The 17,589-nt window shown below is 61.3% G+C and carries 18 protein-coding genes and 1 tRNA gene; 14 read left to right on the top strand and 5 right to left on the bottom strand.

What is annotated here, in order from left to right:
• Positions 1–88: 88 nt before the first annotated feature.
• Both WH91_RS18870 and WH91_RS18865 read left to right on the top strand, forming a co-directional pair.
• Positions 89–478 (top strand): Fur family transcriptional regulator, encoded by a 390-nt coding sequence (locus WH91_RS18870; protein WP_046172613.1) that lies wholly within the window; start codon positions 89–91, stop codon positions 476–478.
• A 126-nt stretch (positions 479–604) separates the two neighbouring features.
• Complete coding sequence (locus WH91_RS18865) at positions 605–847, top strand: hypothetical protein (protein ID WP_046172557.1); 243 nt, start codon at positions 605–607, stop codon at positions 845–847.
• Here WH91_RS18865 and WH91_RS18860 read toward each other — a convergent pair.
• The 5 genes from WH91_RS18860 to WH91_RS18840 all read right to left on the bottom strand — a co-directional run bounded on the left by WH91_RS18860 (position 844) and on the right by WH91_RS18840 (position 4,633).
• Positions 844–1,104 (bottom strand): hypothetical protein, encoded by a 261-nt coding sequence (locus tag WH91_RS18860; RefSeq protein ID WP_046172556.1) that lies wholly within the window; start codon positions 1,102–1,104, stop codon positions 844–846. The genes WH91_RS18865 and WH91_RS18860 overlap by 4 nt on opposite strands.
• 142 nt (positions 1,105–1,246) lie before the next feature.
• On the bottom strand, positions 1,247–2,557 hold the full coding sequence (pncB, locus tag WH91_RS18855; protein WP_046172555.1) for a nicotinate phosphoribosyltransferase: 1,311 nt from the start codon (positions 2,555–2,557) through the stop codon (positions 1,247–1,249).
• Positions 2,558–2,644: 87 nt separating this feature from the next.
• The gene (locus WH91_RS18850) at positions 2,645–3,784 is read right to left on the bottom strand and encodes a winged helix-turn-helix domain-containing protein (RefSeq protein ID WP_046172554.1); all 1,140 of its coding nucleotides are present in this window, start codon (positions 3,782–3,784) and stop codon (positions 2,645–2,647) included.
• A 227-nt stretch (positions 3,785–4,011) separates the two neighbouring features.
• Positions 4,012–4,087: transfer RNA gene (locus WH91_RS18845), tRNA-Ala, on the bottom strand.
• Positions 4,088–4,228: 141 nt separating this feature from the next.
• Complete coding sequence (locus WH91_RS18840; RefSeq protein ID WP_046172553.1) at positions 4,229–4,633, bottom strand: TIGR02300 family protein; 405 nt, start codon at positions 4,631–4,633, stop codon at positions 4,229–4,231.
• Positions 4,634–4,799: 166 nt separating this feature from the next.
• Between WH91_RS18840 and aroA the strand changes: the two genes are divergently transcribed.
• From aroA to WH91_RS25590, 12 genes are all read left to right on the top strand, one after another.
• Positions 4,800–6,167, top strand: coding sequence for a 3-phosphoshikimate 1-carboxyvinyltransferase (gene aroA / locus WH91_RS18835; RefSeq protein ID WP_046172612.1), 1,368 nt, complete (start codon positions 4,800–4,802; stop codon positions 6,165–6,167).
• Entirely contained in the window at positions 6,164–6,826 is a 663-nt protein-coding gene (locus tag WH91_RS18830) for a (d)CMP kinase (RefSeq protein WP_046172552.1), read from the top strand. The genes aroA and WH91_RS18830 overlap by 4 nt, the downstream gene beginning before the upstream one ends.
• A 198-nt stretch (positions 6,827–7,024) precedes the next feature.
• Positions 7,025–8,740 carry a 30S ribosomal protein S1 gene (rpsA, locus tag WH91_RS18825; RefSeq protein ID WP_046172551.1) on the top strand — a complete coding sequence of 572 codons (1,716 nt, stop codon included), beginning with the start codon at positions 7,025–7,027 and terminating at the stop codon, positions 8,738–8,740.
• Between the two features lie 103 nt (positions 8,741–8,843).
• Positions 8,844–9,317: a GNAT family N-acetyltransferase gene (locus WH91_RS18820; RefSeq protein ID WP_244542289.1), complete on the top strand. Its 474-nt coding sequence runs from the start codon at positions 8,844–8,846 to the stop codon at positions 9,315–9,317.
• Between the two features lie 57 nt (positions 9,318–9,374).
• Positions 9,375–10,313: a signal peptide peptidase SppA gene (gene sppA, locus WH91_RS18815; protein ID WP_082102272.1), complete on the top strand. Its 939-nt coding sequence runs from the start codon at positions 9,375–9,377 to the stop codon at positions 10,311–10,313.
• A 36-nt stretch (positions 10,314–10,349) separates the two neighbouring features.
• Positions 10,350–10,631, top strand: a complete 282-nt coding sequence (locus WH91_RS18810; protein ID WP_035099264.1) for an integration host factor subunit beta — start codon at positions 10,350–10,352, stop codon at positions 10,629–10,631.
• A gap of 30 nt (positions 10,632–10,661) precedes the next feature.
• On the top strand, positions 10,662–11,024 hold the full coding sequence (locus WH91_RS18805; RefSeq protein ID WP_046172550.1) for a lipopolysaccharide assembly protein LapA domain-containing protein: 363 nt from the start codon (positions 10,662–10,664) through the stop codon (positions 11,022–11,024).
• Between the two features lie 8 nt (positions 11,025–11,032).
• Positions 11,033–11,680 carry a phosphoribosylanthranilate isomerase gene (locus tag WH91_RS18800; RefSeq protein ID WP_046172549.1) on the top strand — a complete coding sequence of 216 codons (648 nt, stop codon included), beginning with the start codon at positions 11,033–11,035 and terminating at the stop codon, positions 11,678–11,680.
• Positions 11,681–11,735: 55 nt separating this feature from the next.
• Complete coding sequence (gene trpB, locus WH91_RS18795; protein ID WP_171910543.1) at positions 11,736–12,953, top strand: tryptophan synthase subunit beta; 1,218 nt, start codon at positions 11,736–11,738, stop codon at positions 12,951–12,953.
• Positions 12,954–12,955: 2 nt separating this feature from the next.
• Positions 12,956–13,777, top strand: a complete 822-nt coding sequence (trpA, locus tag WH91_RS18790; RefSeq protein WP_046172547.1) for a tryptophan synthase subunit alpha — start codon at positions 12,956–12,958, stop codon at positions 13,775–13,777.
• Between the two features lie 136 nt (positions 13,778–13,913).
• Positions 13,914–14,894 carry an acetyl-CoA carboxylase, carboxyltransferase subunit beta gene (gene accD, locus WH91_RS18785; protein WP_046172546.1) on the top strand — a complete coding sequence of 327 codons (981 nt, stop codon included), beginning with the start codon at positions 13,914–13,916 and terminating at the stop codon, positions 14,892–14,894.
• A gap of 98 nt (positions 14,895–14,992) precedes the next feature.
• Positions 14,993–17,503: a methyl-accepting chemotaxis protein gene (locus tag WH91_RS25590; RefSeq protein ID WP_052952973.1), complete on the top strand. Its 2,511-nt coding sequence runs from the start codon at positions 14,993–14,995 to the stop codon at positions 17,501–17,503.
• Positions 17,504–17,589 lie beyond the last annotated feature (86 nt).

Here is a 17,589-nt window from a genome sequence, read left to right as displayed (position 1 = left end):
CCGATATCTGAATGCACCGGTTGGGAGCTCAAGCGTGAGCAAAAGCCAGACTGACCCGACGCTAGAAGAAGCCTGCGTCGCCAAGGGCATGCGCATGACCGACCAGCGTCGCGTCATTGCCCAGGTGATCGAAGCCGCGCACGATCATCCCGATGTCGAAGAACTCTATCGCCGCGCCTCCACCGTCGATGACCGCATCTCGCTGTCCACCGTCTATCGTACCGTCAACCTGTTCGAAGAGGCAGGGCTGGTCACCAAGCATGACTTCAAAGACGGACGCGCCCGCTTCGAGCTGATTCCCGACGAGCATCATGACCATCTGATCGACATCCGTTCCGGCGCCGTCATCGAGTTCCGAAATGAGGAAATCGAGGCCATTCAAGAGGTCATCGCCAAGCGCCTCGGCTATCGCCTGGTCGATCACCGGCTCGAACTCTACGCCGTCCCGATCGAAGGCGCCGACAAACACAAAAAATGATCCTCGGTTCCAGGAACGTCGTAGCGACCCCCCATAGCAACAATTTTACCGAGTAATCATAACGCCGGCTTCCATTTGGTTGTTAAGTCTTTGTTAGCTATCACGGCTGCCGACAAGGAGGCCGGTATGGCTTGGGAATTGCTGGCTATCTGGGTGATCGTCATTGTGGCGGTGACGTGGTTCATACGCGATGAAAAGCGGCGGACAGCAGATGCCGACATCGCCCGGGCGTCCCGCTACTATGCCTTCTCGCCCAAATATCGCCATGTGCCGGCCCGGTTTCGCTACGCGCCTTTGCCGCCCAGGCAAACTATAGGCGGCCTGACTGAGGCTGAGCGCGCCTTTTTCAAAATGTTTCAGAACAGCTAGCCCGCGTCGGGCCTCTCGATATTGGCTTTGAGCCGCGCGATGATATCGGCGGCCTTGAGCATCATTGCCATCTCAATGTCGGCATCGCTGGCGTCTGCCGAAACGTCAGCCCACACTGGTATAGCCAGGTCGTGCGTTTGCTCGGTGCTGCCCAAGGTCTCGGACAAGACAGCCCGGACGTGACCGGTAACGCGCCCGGCGAGGCGTGGATGCGCCTGCCTGTCGCGGACGCTGATATCGATTAGCTGCAAAGTCATTTCGGCCCCTGACGGAGCCCCCTGCCGAACCGTTGGTCCGGGCTGCTTTCCGAAACGTTAAAATACCTTCGGAGCGCAAGTTTTCCACAACTCATAATGGTTTAGCCGCATTACGGTTCCATCAAAAGCTGGGAAAAATACGTTAGACCTTGACCGGATGTTCGATCCGGCCAGCATCGCCAAATACCGCGATATAGCGGGCGATTTCCTGCGGTGTTCCGGTGGCTTTGGCCGGATTATCCGACAGTTTTACCGCAGGCAATCCGTCCGCTTCGCTGACCTTGGCGACGATGGATATCGGGTCCAGCCGCGGATTGGGGCCATCGGGTGCACAGCCCTCGAAGTCGTTGGTGAGGTTAGTGCCCCAGCCAAAAGCCATGCGCACCTTGCCGTCGAAATGCAGGTAGGCTTCCTCAATCATGTCGACGTCGAGCCCGTCCGAAAAGATCAGCAGTTTCTCGCGGGGGTCACGGCCACGGCTCTTCCACCAAGCAATGATGCGCTCGCCGCCTTCGATGGCTGGCGCACTATCGGGGCGGAAACCGGTCCAGTCTGCGACCCAGTCTGGCGCATCGCGCAAAAACGAATCGGTGCCAAACGCATCGGGCAGCACGATCTTGAGGTTGCCGCCGTAGTAGCTCTCCCAATCCTGCAACACCTGATAGGGCGCCGCGCGAAGGGCGTCGTCGGTCTTCGCCAATGCGGCCAGCACCATCGGCAATTCATGGGCATTGGTGCCCAACGCCTCGAGGTCATTGTCCATCGCCAGCTTGACGTTGGAAGTGCCGGTGAAGGCATCGCCGATGCCTTCCTTCAGCGCCTCGACGCACCAGCGCTGCCACAGGAAACTATGGCGGCGTCGTGTTCCGAAATCGGAAATCTTGAGGTCGGGCAGCTTCTGCAGCCGCTCGACCTTTTCCCACATCTTGGCTTTGGCCCGGGCATACAGCACGTCAAGCGCAAAGGGCCCGTAGTTCTTCATCGCAGCGCGCCCGCGCAACTCGTTGATGATGGCAAGCGCCGGAATTTCCCACATCGTGGTTTCGAGCCATAGCCCCGGAAATTCCAGCACGAACTGCCCGTCGCGCTTCTCCAGCCTATAGTCGGGCAGGTGGAAATCCTCCAACCACTTGAGGAAGGCTGGCTCGAAAATCTGCTTGCTGCCGTAAAAGCTGTTGCCAGCCAGCCAGATCATTTCCTTCTTGGTAAAACGCAGCGCGCGGACATGATCGAGTTGGGCGCGCAACTCGTCGATATCGATCTCTTCGGCCGGCATGACCGACTTCGTCCGATTGATCAGCGAGAAGGTGGCGTCGACCTTGGGATACAGCCCCCAGATCATCTGCAGCATCAGCAGCTTGTAAAAATCGGTATCAAGCAGGCTGCGGATGATCGGATCGAGCTTCCAGGTGTGGTCATACACCCGTCGGGCAATATCGGTATAAGTCGCCATCGGGTCTATCTCCACCTCGCGGCGAAGCTCTTAGCGCGGCAAGCCCTTGCTGGAAAGCCGGCGATAGCGAAAGCCGTTCGGTGAAACTCAATCGCCGAACTGGAACCGTTCGAATCTTCCCAGCGCTTCGTCCACAGCTACCCGTCCCTCGGCGCCCACGTCCTCCAGCCAAGTCTCCTTCTGCACCAGCAGCTTGCCCGCCTGCCGATCCGTCTTGAGATCAAGCACCGCGACCACGCGGTCGCCCATCAGCACCGGTAGCGCAAAATAGCCCAGCTTTCGTTTCTCGGCCGGTAGATATGCCTCGAACAGGTGGTCGTAGCCGAAGAACAGCTTTAGCCGCTTGCGCTGGATGATCAGAGGATCGAATGGCGACAGAATATGCACCAGTGTCGGAGGTTCGCTGGGGCTTGTGTCCAGCGTCGCCGGCTCGACCCAGTGCGGTGCTTTCTCGGCGCCTTCCACGGTCACCGGCACCAGCAGCTTGCGGCGCAGGCGGCTGTCGATGAGCTCTTTCACCCCAGCCTTGCTCGGGGCATCGCGGTGGCAAATCGAATCAAGGCTGACGATACACTGACTGCGCAGGGCACGATCCAGCTTGTACGTCAGGATTTGCCGGTGGCTGGCTGGCTTGGGCAAGGCCTCGAAATGTCGCGCCATCAAGTCATAGGTCTTGAGCATCCCTTGCCGCGCACCGACCGTCACAAAACCCTGATAGAACATCATCTCCAACACCGGCTTGCTCGGCTTGCGGCTGGCCCAGGGGTGGTTCTTGTCCACCAGGGCTTCATCGCCGATATCGCGGATCGACAGCGGCCCCTCGGTCTTGAGACGCTTGAGCATCTTCTTGACCTCGTCCGGCGTCACCGAACCAAACCAGCGGCTTGGCGTTTCGCGATATTGCTTCATCGCCCGGATGAAATATGGCAGGTGCGTCGTCGGCACGTAGCTCAGCGCATGCGTCCAGTATTCAAACACCGACTTGTCTGCCGACTGGACCTGCCTGAGATCTGCCCGGCGATAATCCGGAATGCGCGACCACAGGATGTGGTGGTGGCAGCGCTCGATGACATTGATGGTGTCGATCTGCACATAGCCCAGATGGGCAATGGCGGCGCGGGTCGCCTCGGGTCCGTCGCCGAACGGGGCGACGCTATCGAGCTTCTGCGCCGCGATCCACAGGTGGCGGGCGCGGGTCTGGCTGATGACGAAAGGCGCTTTGGGCAAGACAACTTCCAATTCTGGCTAAGCCAAGCTTGAATGCTGTGCGACCGCCGCGTCAATCCGTGGCAGGAATACGGAATTAGCCCCTCGATCCGGCTGCGCTCGCCGCGCTAGTGACGGCGACCAAAGCGAGATTGTGCATCGCGTCACTAAAAGGGACAAAAGCGTGACGTCGTCGTTAACAGTTTGCTAACTGAAAACGGCGCCATCGCGAAGAATGATAAAGGAATTGGTGGAGCCTAGCGGGATCGAACCGCTGACCTCTTGCATGCCATGCAAGCGCTCTCCCAGCTGAGCTAAGGCCCCATTTCATTGGGTGCTTGGGAGGGCTAACCCGTCCGAAGCGAGGCGGAACTTATTGGATGATTCCGACTGGCGCAAGTGCCTAAATGACACTTTCTAATTCAGCCGGCTGAACGGGTCAGCCGGCCGAAAACTTAAGTCAAATCAACGATCTTCGTCGCCGCCGACGTCAAAGCCAAGCTCGTCGTCCTCGTCTTCGTCCTCTTCGAGGAACACGTCGGCTTCATCTTCGCCGAGCTCTTCATCTACCTCGACATCGTCGGTCTCGGGAATTTCCTCGTCACCGGACTCTTCGGCGTCGGCGTCTTCAAGGGAGACGGTCTCAGGTGCCGCTGCATCCTCGACCTCTTCCTCGACTTCTTCTTCGTCCTCGACGTCAGCCTTGCGCTCCTTGACCGGCGAAGGCTTACCAGCCAGCACCTGCTCGAAATAGGAGCGCGGATAGCTCTTGCCCGTATAGGGCGAGACAATCGGGTCCAGGTTCAAGTCGTAGAACTTCTTGCCCGTCTCGGGATCGGTACGTTTGGTGCCGCGTTCGGAACTAGCCATCGATGTTCCTCGTCGTAAGGATTGTGGGGGTCTTGGGACCCTGGTTCGGTCAGTCCGGTTATGGACAAACACCGGCCCTGTCAAACCAAAAACGTGGAGAGAAGCCTTCCTGTTGCGCCGGGTAGTGGTTTTGTCGCATCCGGCCGTGCTAAAGCCGGGATCGCTCATGAACCAGACGATCACCGAAAAACCAGTCCTCCCGGCCCCTCTTGCCAGCCACGGCGCCAGCCCGCTGACCGGTCGCTTCCTGACGCCTGGTGACAAAGCAATCTCGCACCGCGCGTTGATCATCGCTGCGCTGGCAGTGGGCCGCACCACCATCGAGGGCCTGCTCGATGCCGAGGATGTCCAGTCCACGGCCGCCGCCTTGCGCCAGCTCGGCGTGCGCGTCGATGCAGATGCCGAAGCCTGGCGCGTGCATGGCCTGGGCGTGGTCGGGCTGATGCCGCCGCAGGTTCGCCTGGACCTCGGCAATTCCGGTACTGGCCTGCGCCTGCTGCTCGGTCTGTTGGCGCCGTATAATTTCGCCGGCCGGTTCACCGGTGGTCCCACCCTGACCCGCCGGCCGCTGCGGGCCTTGCTCGACGCCCTGGCGCCGATTGGCGTGGTGGTCGAGGAAACCGTCGAAGGCGGCCTGCCGCTGACGCGCCGCGGCCCGGCTTTGCCGCTGCCGTTCTATCACGTGATGGCCGCGCCCTCCGACCAGATCAAATCGGCGCTGCTGCTGGCCGCGGTGCAGATTGCCGGCACCAGTACCATCGTCGAGCCCGTCGCCACCAGCGACCACACCGAGAAGCTGCTGGCCGATTTTGGCGCGGCGATCACCGTCACCACCGACGAGAGTGGCAGCACAACGATTACCGTTACCGGCCTCGTCGAACTCCGCCCCCGCCACCTCGTGGTACCGGGAGATCCTTCTTCGGCCGGTTATGCGGTTGTCGCTGCGCTGATCGTGCCTGGCTCGGACCTCGTGGTCGAAAACGTCCTGGTCAACCCAGCCCGCACCGGATTGATCGACACGCTGCTCGAGATGGGCGGCGATATCCAGTTCATCAATCAGCGCATGGTCGGTGGCGAGCATGTCGCTGACCTGCGTGTGCGTTCGTCCCGCCTCAAGGGGCTGCATATCGACGCCCATCATGCGGGTACCATGCTTGATGACATCCCTGTTCTGGCCATGGCTGCAGCCTTCGCGCAGGGCGAGACCGTGATCGAGGGCCTCGCCGAACTGCGCTTGCAGGAATGCGATCGCCTCGCGGCCACCGCCGTGGGTCTGGCGGCCAATAAGGTCACCGTGACCGAGGGCGAGACCAGCCTTACCATTGTGGGCGACGGCAGGGTCGATGGCGGCGGCAAGGTGACCAGCCGATCCGATCACCGCATCGCGATGAGCTTTCTTGTGCTCGGCCTCGCCAGCAAGCATCGCGTGACGGTCGACGATATAGGCTCCATCGCAGCGAGCTTCCCTGGCTTCGTCGACGCCATGACCGCAGTCGGCGGTCGCTTCGAGACGGTAAAGGCCAAACGATCATGATCATCGCCGTAGATGGCCCCGCCGCCTCGGGCAAGGGAACGCTGGCCTCCGGGCTCGGCCGGCATTACGGCCTGCCCTACCTCGATACCGGACTGCTATACAGGGCCGTGGGCCGGGCCGTCGAAGCCTATGAGGCCTCGGATGATTTCGAGCAGCGCGCCATCGCCGCAGCACTGACATTGGACGAAGCCGATATCGAGCCGGAATACCTGCAATCGTCAAAGATAGGTTCGCTGGCCAGCAAGGTCGCGGTGATTGGAGCGGTGCGCTCGGCCTTGTTCGACTATCAACGCGATTTCGCCACTCAAGAAGGCGGAGCGGTGCTGGATGGACGCGATATAGGCACCAAGATCGCCCCGGAAGCTGATGTGAAGCTGTTCATTCAGGCCGATAGCAAGTCGCGCATGGAGCGCCGCGCCCGCCAGTTCGAAGCGCGCGGTCAAGCTGTGGACCGCTACGCGCTTTATCACCAGATCGAAGAGCGGGATGCGCGCGACATGCTCAACCCCAATGGTGGCTTCTACAAAGCCGACGACGCGCACTTGCTCGATACGACGCTTCTCGATATAGAAGCCGCACTCCGCGCAGCCATCGCGATTGTCGATGGGACCATGGCAGGCAAGGCAGGGTCGTTAGAGGCCCCTCGGAAAAAGTTGTAAGACTTTTTCAGTTCGAGGGACCGGCTTCTAAAGACTCAAATCCATCCTTGACTGTCCGGTCCCGGCAATCATCCAGCGAGGCCCGCAGACTTATACCGCAAATCATCGTTTCGATCGGGCACTCGCGCGCCGGCATTTCCTTGGAAATGGCGGGAATCCGGTCTTCAACCCCAGCCACCGGCGCAACGGAGAAGATATTTGGCACAGCAAACTGTGACGAAAGAAGATTTTGAATCGCTGCTGATGGACTCGTTTGTCGATAACGAGCCGCTAGAAGGCGCTGTCGTCAAGGGCACCGTCGTCGCGATCGAGAAGGATCTCGCGATCATCGACGTCGGTCTCAAGACCGAAGGCCGTATCGCGCTGAAGGAATTCGGCCAGGCAGGCCGTGACGGCACCATCAAGGTCGGCTCGATCGTCGAGGTCTATGTCGACCGCGTCGAAAACGCTGCCGGTGAAGCCGTTCTGTCGCGCGAGAAGGCTCGTCGTGAGGAGAGCTGGGTCAAGCTCGAAGTCATGTACAACAACAATGAGCGCGTTGAAGGCACCATCTTCAACCAGGTCAAGGGTGGTTTCACCGTCGATCTCGAAGGCGCCATTGCATTCCTGCCGCGTTCGCAGGTCGATATCCGCCCAATCCGCGATATCGCTCCCCTGATGAACGTGCTGCAGCCGTTCCAGATTCTGAAGATGGACAAGCGTCGCGGCAATATCGTCGTGTCGCGTCGTGCCATCCTCGAAGAGTCGCGTGCTGAACAGCGTTCGGAAATCGTCCAGCAGCTCGAAGAGGGCCAGGTTGTCGACGGCGTGGTCAAGAACATCACCGATTACGGTGCGTTCGTTGATCTCGGCGGCATCGACGGTCTGCTGCATGTCACCGACATCGCATGGCGTCGTGTGAACCACCCATCCGAAGTGCTGACGATCGGCGAGACCATCAAGGTCCAGATCGTCCGTATCAACCACGAAAGCCATCGCATCAGCCTCGGCATGAAGCAGCTGCAGGCAGATCCGTGGGATGGCATCGAAGCCAAGTATCCGATCGAAGCCAAGTTCACTGGCCGTGTCACCAACATCACCGACTACGGTGCTTTTGTTGAACTCGAGCCCGGCATCGAAGGCCTGATCCACGTCTCCGAGATGAGCTGGACCAAGAAGAACGTCCACCCCGGCAAGATCGTCTCGACCTCTCAGGAAGTCGAAGTCGTGGTGCTCGAGGTCGATCCCGACAAGCGTCGCATCTCGCTCGGTCTCAAGCAGACCCTGGCAAACCCATGGGAAAGCTTCGCCGAGAAGTTCCCCGTCGGCTCCACCATTGAAGGCGAAGTCAAGAACAAGACCGAATTCGGTCTGTTCATCGGCCTCGACGGCGATGTGGACGGCATGGTTCACCTGTCCGATCTCGATTGGCAGAAGTCGGGCGAAGTGGCCCTTGAAGACTACAACCGCGGTGACATGGTTTCGGCCAAGGTCCTCGATGTTGACGTCGAAAAGGAACGCATCTCGCTTGGCATCAAGCAGCTGTCGACTGGCGAAACCACGTCGGACGCACCGGCTGGTGCTGCTGAGCAGGGTGGCATCCGCAAGGGCGCTGTCGTGACCGGCACGGTCGTCGAAGTCAACGAAGGCGGCATCGAAGTCCGCATCGCGGACACCGAAATGACTGCCTTCATCCGTCGTGCTGACCTCAGCCGCGATCGCAACGATCAGCGTCCAGAGCGTTTCAGCAAGGGCGAAAAGGTCGACGCACGCGTCACCCAGTACGATCGCAAGACCAGCCGCATCCAGCTTTCCATCAAGGCGCTCGAAATCGCCGAAGAGAAGGAAGCTGTCGCCAATTACGGTTCGTCCGATTCGGGCGCATCGCTGGGCGACATCCTGGGCGCAGCTCTCAAGGACCGCGACACCAAGTAATTGGTGAACGGATTCTGAACCAAATATGAACTGGCCCGCGCTTCACAGCGTGGGCCTTTTCCTTTGTAACAAACACATGAGAAAAACGATGCATTGGCGGGCCATGAACACGCTTGACCTGCCGGCGGTCGAAGCCATTGCGGCGACCGTGCATCCCGCTTTTCCGGAAGACCTCGCGGTCTTTGCCGAGCGCCAGCGCCTCTATTCCGACGGTACGCAATTGCTCGAAATGAACGGCCAGCCCGCAGGCTATGTGCTGTCCCATCCCTGGACCTTTGGCCAACTGCCGGCGCTCAATGCGCTGCTTGGCGCCATCCCGTCTGATGCCGACACCTATTACGTGCATGACCTTGCGCTGCTGAACCCCGCACGTGGAACCGGCGCCGCCGCCATGATCGTCGGCGACATGCTGCGCCATGCCCGCCTGTCCGGTTTTCCAAGCGTCAGCCTCGTCGCCATCAATGGTTCGCTGCCTTTCTGGTACAAGCACGGCTTCCGCGCGGTGGCAGTTCCCGAACTGGCCGATAAGCTTGCCAGCTACGAACAGTCTGCCAAGCTGATGCTGCGCCGCTTCTGACTTGCCAAAGTCCTTGGTCGCTACTACGTCGCTGTCACAAACGAGCATGAGGCAATAATGACCGACCAGCCCAATCCCCATGCCGCCATTGCGGCCGAGACCTACCGCAAGTCGCGCGGGCTGTGGCGCGCTCTGGCCTTTATCGCATTGGCCATCGCCATCATAATTGGCCTGGGCCGCTTTGCCCTGCCGCAGGGCCAGGGCTCCGACTACGTTGCGCGCTTGGTGATCGACGGCACCATTGCCACCGATCCAGACCGCCTCAAGGTCATCGAGGACCTCGCCGAAGACGATGCCGTCAAAGCTGTCATCGTCGCCATCAACTCTCCGGGCGGCACTACGGCCGGCGGCGAGGAGCTGTATGAGGCGCTGGGCCGTCTGCGCGAAGCCAAGCCCACGGTGGCAGTGATCAAGGAACTGGGCGCCTCGGCGGCCTATATGACTGCTATCGCCACCGACCGCATCTTTGCCCGCCGGCTCTCGATCGTCGGCTCGATCGGCGTATTGTACCAGCACGTCAATGCCGGCAAGCTGCTCGACACCATCGGCGTCGATTTCGACAAGGTGGCGTCCGGCCCGCTCAAGGCTGAACCCGACTTCGATGAGCCAATGGACGGCGCGCCGCGCGCTTCGATTGCCGCTTTGGTCGATGACAGCTTCCAGTGGTTCGTCGACGTGGTGGCAGAACGGCGTGGCCTCTCCCGCCCGGCGACCCTGGCGCTGGCCGATGGTCGCATCATCACCGGCCGTATCGGCGTCGATACCGGGCTGATCGACGCCGTTGGCGGCGAACTTGAGGCCATCGCCTGGCTGCAGGCTGAACGAGACCTACCCGATGATCTCGACGTCGTGACCGTCTATCCCGAGCCCGAACAGGGTTTTGATCTGGTTGGAACCTTCCTTGGCGGTCAAGCACGCGCTGCACTTGGTCTTCCCAATGGGCCTATCACGCTTGACGGGCTGGTTTCGCTTTGGCAGGTTGGCTCGCGCTCCTGATCATGGGAGCAATCACGGCCGCAATTGGAGCCAGGGATGATCAAGTCGGAACTCGTCGAGAAGCTCGCGGCGGAAAATCCACATCTCTTCCAACGTGATATCGAGAACATCGTCAACGCGATCCTTGACGAGATCGGCGATGCGATGGCGCGCGGCGATCGTGTCGAATTGCGCGGCTTTGGCGCCTTTTCGGTCAAAAACCGGCCGGCGCGTGTCGGACGGAACCCGCGCACCGGTGAACAGGTTGATGTGGGCGAAAAGTATGTGCCGCAGTTCAAGGCCGGCAAGGAAATCCGCGAGCGGCTCAACCGCTCGTAAGGGGCAAAGCTCCAACGGACAGAAAGACTAATGGCTAATAGAATCGTCGGTTGGGTGATCCTCGTCCCGCTTTGCCTGGGCCTGATCCTCTTTGCCTTGGCCAATCGGCATTTTGTCGCGATTAATTTTAATCCTTTTGTCTCGGTCGAAGGCGCCGTCGTCCCCGGCTATGGCGTTCCGCTTTTCGTGGTGCTCTATGTCGTGCTGCTGGTCGGAGTGCTGCTCGGTGGCATTGCCACATGGTTTGCCCAGAGCCGGCACCGGCGCGGCGAAAAACACTGGCGCCGAGAGGCGCATCAGCTCAATGGCGAGCTGGAAAACCTGCGCCGCAACAACGGCCAGACTCCATCCGGCCAGCCGGCCGAAGTCGATGACCTCCTGGAGTTGCGCTGAGCGACAAGATGGCCGATCCCCTGATCATCAAGATTTGCGGCATCAAGACCCTCGAAATGCTGGACGTGGCGATCGACGCCGGCGCCGACATGGTGGGCTTCATGCATTTCGTGCGCTCTCCGCGCCATGTCACGATTGAACGGCTTGGCACGCTGATCTCTGAAGCGCGCGGGCGCATCGAGACCTGCGTTGTCTTGGTCAATCCAGACAATTCCTGTGTCGCCGAGGTCGCTGCGCTCGGGCCGGACTGGATCCAGTTGCATGGCCCGGAAACCCCGCATCGTGTCGAGGCCATCCGGGCGGTCGCCGGCGTCGAGATCATGAAGGTACTTCCCATCGGTTCTGCCGATGACGTCACGCATGTAGCCAGTTTCGTAGACGTGGCCGATCGCATTCTGCTCGACGCAAAACCCCCCAAGGGTGCTGACCGGCCGGGTGGGCTGGGTGAGACCTTCGACTGGGAACTGCTCAAGGCGCTTGACCCGTCCATCCCCTTCATGCTTTCCGGTGGCCTGACGCCGCAGACCGTCGCGGAAGCCATCAAGACTGTCCGTCCCTATGGGGTGGACGTGTCGTCCGGTGTCGAAAGCGCACCCGGCGTCAAGGACAAGCAGTTGATCGAGGCATTCATCCGAAACGCCCGTTCAGCCGTATAAGCCAAGCCCTTCGGTCAATCGGCCGGATGCGGCCGAAATTCGAAGGATAGCAGCAGTGGACACCACCGGCATCAATTCCCTGCGCAATGGCCCTGATGAGGAGGGCCGGTTCGGGATCTATGGCGGACGTTTCGTCGCCGAAACGCTCATGCCGTTGGTGCTCGACCTTGAGCGCGAATATCGCGCCGCCAAGGTCGATCCCGAGTATCTTAGCGAACTCAAGAGCCTCAACACCCATTATACTGGCCGCCCCAGCCCGCTGTATTTTGCCGAGCGACTGACCCAGCATCTGGGCGGCGCCAAGGTCTGGTTCAAGCGCGAAGAGCTCAACCATACTGGCAGCCACAAGATCAACAATTGCCTGGGCCAGATCCTGCTGGCCAAGCGCATGGGCAAGACCCGCGTTATTGCCGAGACCGGCGCCGGCCAGCATGGCGTGGCGACGGCGACGGTCTGCGCCAAGTTCGATCTGCCCTGCGTCGTCTTCATGGGCGCCACCGACGTCGAACGCCAGATGCCCAATGTGCTGCGCATGAAAATGCTCGGCGCCGAAGTGCGGCCCGTCACGGCAGGCGCCGGCACGCTCAAGGACGCCATGAACGAGGCTTTGCGCGACTGGGTCACCAATGTGGATTCCACATATTACCTGATCGGAACGGCGGCCGGCCCGCATCCTTATCCGGAAATGGTGCGCGACTTTCAGTCGATAATCGGCATCGAGCTCAAGGAGCAGTTCCAGGCGGCCGAGGGCAAGCTGCCTGATGCCGTGGTCGCCTGCGTCGGCGGCGGCTCCAATGCCATCGGCACTTTCCATGCCTTCCTCGATGATCCATCAGTCAAGATTTATGGCGCCGAAGCCGGCGGCCACGGTATCGACGTCGAGAACGGCCATGCCGCCTCGATGACCGGCGGACGCGCCGGCGTGCTGCACGGCAACCGCACCTATCTGCTGCAGGACAACGCCGGGCAAATCCTTGAGGGTCACTCCATCTCGGCCGGTCTCGACTATCCCGGCGTCGGCCCCGAGCATTCATTCCTGCATGACAGCAAGCGCGTCACCTACGCGCCCATCACCGACACCGAAGCGCTCGAAGCGTTCCAGCTCTGCACCCGGTTGGAAGGCATCATTCCGGCGCTCGAGTCGGCTCACGGTCTGGCTCAGCTGATGAAGATCGCGCCCACCATGGGCAAGGACCAGTCCATCGTTCTGTGCCTGTCAGGGCGCGGCGACAAGGACGTGGAATCCGTCGGCAAATACCTGGGGCTGCTGTAGTCATGTCGCGTATCGATAAGCGTTTCGCCGAGTGTAAGGCTGCCGGCCGCCCGGCTCTCGTCACCTATGTCATGGCCGGCGATCCCGATCTGGCCACTAGCCAGGCGATCATGGAGTGTTTGCCGCAGGCGGGCTCCGATATCATCGAGTTCGGCATGCCGTTCTCCGATCCGATGGCCGATGGCGTGGCCATCCAGCTTGGTGGGCAACGCGCCCTGGCTGGTGGCATGACGCTGCGCGGCGTGCTCGGCATGGTGGAGGATTTCCGTCGCAAGGACGAAACCACGCCGATCGTACTGATGGGCTATTACAACCCTATCTACATCTTCGGCGTGGACAAGTTCATCGCCGCTGCCTTGGACGCCGGTGTCGATGGGCTGATCGTCGTCGACCTGCCGCCCGAAGAAGACGATGAGCTTTGTATTCCGGCGCTCAAGGCTGGCCTCAATTTTATCCGCCTGACTACGCCGACCACCGACGACAAGCGGCTGCCCGCCGTGCTCAAGAACACCTCGGGCTTTGTCTATTACGTGTCGATGAATGGCGTCACCGGCGCCGTCATCAAGTCGCGCGGTGCCGTCGGCGAGGCCGTCGAGCGCATCAAGACCCATACCGACCTGCCGGTCGCTGTCGGCTTTGGCATCAAGACTGCCGAGGACGCTGCCGAAATCGGCAAGCATGCCGATGGCATCGTGGTCGGCACTGTGTTGGTCGATGCTGTGGCGAAGACGCTGGTCGATGGCAAGGCCACGGAGAAAACCGTTGCGGCAGTGCGTGATCTGGTGGCGGACCTCGCGAGCGGCGTCAAACGCGCACGGGGTTGATCGCCGTTTTGATCCGAGTGAAGCCGGTGATGGTTGTGGGTATGTGGCGTGCGCCTTTGCCCCCAGGCTTCTGGGCTGATAACATTCGCCACAATTGAACATTAGGTGACGCACCAGTCCCTTCGCGAGGCTCGCCATGAACTGGATCGATAACTTCGTCCGCCCCAAAATCCGCTCCATCCTCGGACAGCGGCCGGACATCGCCGAAAACCTCTGGGTCAAGGACCCCGAGTCCGGCGAGATGGTGTTCTATCGCGACCTCGAGGCTAATCAGTGGGTGGTGCCTAATTCGGGCTACCACATGAAGATCAAGCCAGCTGACCGGCTCAAGACCTTCCTTGACGATGGCGCCTATGAGTTGGTGCCGGTGGCGTCAATGCCGGTCGATCCTCTGAAATTCCGCGACCAGAAGCGTTATCCCGACCGCCTCAAGGAAAACCGCGCCAAGACCGGCTTTGATGACAGCGTCATCGTCGCCACCGGCAAGCTGTTTACCCGCGATGTTACCGTCGCCATCCAGGATTTCGATTTCATGGGTGGCTCGCTCGGCATGGCTGCCGGGCAGGGCATCATCACCGGTCTTGAAACCGCCGCCAATCGCAAGACGCCCTTCGTGCTGTTTGTCGCCTCGGGCGGCGCCCGCATGCAGGAAGGCGTACTCAGCCTGATGCAGATGCCGCGCACCACCGTGGCAGTGCTCCGCCTGCGCGAAGCCGGCTTACCTTTCTTTGTGGTGCTGACCAATCCGACCACGGGTGGCGTTACTGCCTCCTACGCCATGCTGGGCGACGTGCATCTGGCCGAGCCGGGCGCGATGATCGGCTTTGCCGGCGCGCGCGTCATCGAGCAGACCATTCGCGAAAAGTTGCCCAAGGGCTTCCAGCGTTCGGAATATCTCTATGAGCATGGCATGGTCGACATGGTGGTGCATCGCCACAACCTGCGCTCGACCATTGGTTCACTTGCGGCCATCCTGACCAAGGTCGAGGCTTCTGGCGCGCTGACCAGCACTGCGCCGACGACTGCCCGGTCCAGCCTGCGCGACGCCGCAGCGGCGGCCGAAGGCGACGATGCCGGTGATCTGATCACTGCACCGGCTGGCGCACACGCCGAGTAGTCATCTTTACGCGCATTTAAGGACAACTCGCCTAAGTTAACGGCAAATGCACGCGGTCGGAGGATTCAGGCTGACGTGTTTGCCCGGGGTGAGGTCCAATGTTCAAATTTTCCATGCCTATTGCCCGCAAGCTGCCATTGGCGCTGCTGGGTTCTGCACTGCTTGTTAGTCTTGGCGTGGGTTTGGCCAGTTATGTCATCGGCAGCCAGGCGCTGCGCAGCTCCGCCCAGACCAACCTGCTGACGCTGGCCAGTGAGCGTGCCAGCCAGGTGTCCACCTTCCTGCAATCGGTCGAAGACGATCTCGTCGCTACCTCGCGCTCGGAGGCTACGTTGCAGGCCCTGCGCGATTTTGGCGGCGCTTGGCTGCAGTTCAAGGTCGATCCGACCGCCGAAGTGCGCAAGCTCTATGTCGATGACAATCCCAACAAGGATGATCTGGCGGCGCTCGAAACTCTAGGCACTACCGGCGCCTATGACGTGCCCCACACGCGCTCGCATGCGGCCTTCCGCAACCAGATCGCCGTGCGCGGCTATCGCGATCTCTATTTGTTCGATCTCAAGGGCGCACTGGTCTATTCGGTCAGGAAGGACCTCGATTTCGGCACCAGTTTCGCCGAAGGTGGGCCCTATGCGGCGACTGCCCTCGGCAAGGCTTTCCAGCAGGCCATTCTGATGGAAACGCCGGACACCATCGTGTTCGAGGATTTCGCGCCCTACGACGTCGCCAAAGGCATGCCGGCCAGCTTTTTTGCCAAGCCGGTGTTCAACGCCCAGGGCCGCAAGATCGGTGTTCTGGCGCTGCAGCTACCCTCGGAGCGGCTCGATGCCGTCGTCGGCGACCGCAGGGGCCTGGGACAATCGGGCGAAGTCGTGGTTGTCGGCTCCGATACAATGCTGCGCTCCGATTCCACTTTCACGCCGGACAATGACGCCCTGGTCACTGCGTTTGTCACGCCGGTGCTCGATGCAGCGCTGGCAGGCACGCCGACCAACGGCGAAACCACGTCCTATCGCGCCACCGACATGCTGGTCGCGGCCGCACCCATCACCACTTTGGGCCAGCCTTGGGCGGCCGTCGCTATCATGGCCACCGACGAGGTACTCGCGCCGGTCACCAACATGCGCAACATGATGCTCGCTATCGGCGCTGGCCTATTGGCAGTGGTCGCCGCGCTGGGCCTGCTGTTTTCGCGGACCATCACCAAGCCGATCACCCGCCTGACCGACACCATGGAGGCCCTGGCCAAGGGCGACCTCGAAGTGGAAGTGCGCGGAGCGGACCGCACCGACGAGCTGGGCGCCATGGCCCGTGCCGTGGAAGTATTCCGCGAGAACGGCCAGAAGGTCGCCCAGATGACCGAGGCAGAAGCCGCCCAGGTGCTTGCCAACCAGGCCGAGCGGGCCCGCATGATGGAAAGCCTGCAGCGCGCCTTTGGCAATGTGGTCGATGCCGCCATTGCCGGCGACTTCAGCCGCCGCGTCGATGCCGAATTTGCCGATGCCGAACTCAATGCGCTGGCCCGCTCGGTCAATTCCCTGGTCGAGACCGTCGATCGCGGCCTGTCGGAAACCGGCTCCGTGTTGGCGGCTCTCGCCGATACCAACCTGACCCAGCGGGTGCGCGGCGATTACGAAGGCGCCTTTGCCCGCCTCAAGACCGATACCAACGCCGTGGCCGAAAAGCTCGGCGAAATCCTCGGCCAGCTGCGCACCACCTCGGGAGCGCTCAAGACCGCTACGGGCGAAATCCTCGCCGGCGCCAATGACCTCAGCGAACGCACCACGCGTCAGGCAGCGACCATCGAGGAAACCTCGGCGGTGATGGAAAAGCTGGCCGGTACCGTGCTCGACAACGCCAGGAAGGCCGAGGCGGCCAGCGTGCAGGCCAAATCGGTCTCGGCAGCTGCCGAAGAGGGCGGCCATGTGATGGCGCAGGCTACAGACGCGATGGATCGGATCACCGCGTCGTCGGCCAAGATTTCCAATATCATCGGGCTGATTGACGATATCGCTTTCCAGACAAACCTGCTGGCGCTGAATGCGTCGGTGGAAGCGGCGCGGGCCGGCGATGCCGGCAAGGGCTTTGCGGTCGTGGCCGTGGAAGTTCGCCGTCTGGCGCAGTCGGCCGCCTCGGCTTCGGCCGATGTGAAGGTGCTGATCGAGCAATCGGCTAATGAGGTTCGGGGCGGCTCGCGCCTTGTCGCCGATGCGGCCGCCAAGCTGACTGGCATGCTCGACGCCATCCGCGACAATACCACCGCGCTCGAAGCCATTTCGCGCGATAGCCGCGCCCAGGCCAGCGGTATCGATGAGGTCAACGTCGCCGTCCGCCAGATGGACGAAATGACCCAGCACAATGCGGCGCTGGTCGAAGAAACCAATGCCGCCATCGAGCAGACCGAAGCCCAGGCCAGCGAGCTGGACCGCATCGTCGATATCTTCACCATCGACGAGCAGTCGGCACGCGGTGCGCCACGACCCGTTGCCAGGCCGGCGCCGGCCCAGGGCATTCGGGGCATGCAGGACAAGCTCAAGGCCGTTGCCGGGAGCTATCTCCGTCGCGGCAATGCTGCACCGGCGGTGGACAAGGACTGGGCAGAGTTCTGATGGTTCCTTTGCGCTGACTTGGCAGTCACGCAAGGAGGCAGGTGCTGCGCAGTGAGCGCTGGGGCATTGAGCGGCGCTCCGATCAG

Source organism: Devosia psychrophila (genome assembly GCF_000971275.1).
In the GTDB taxonomy this organism is placed as follows: Bacteria; Pseudomonadota; Alphaproteobacteria; order Rhizobiales; family Devosiaceae; genus Devosia; species Devosia psychrophila.
This window is presented reverse-complemented; position numbering and strand designations above follow the sequence as displayed.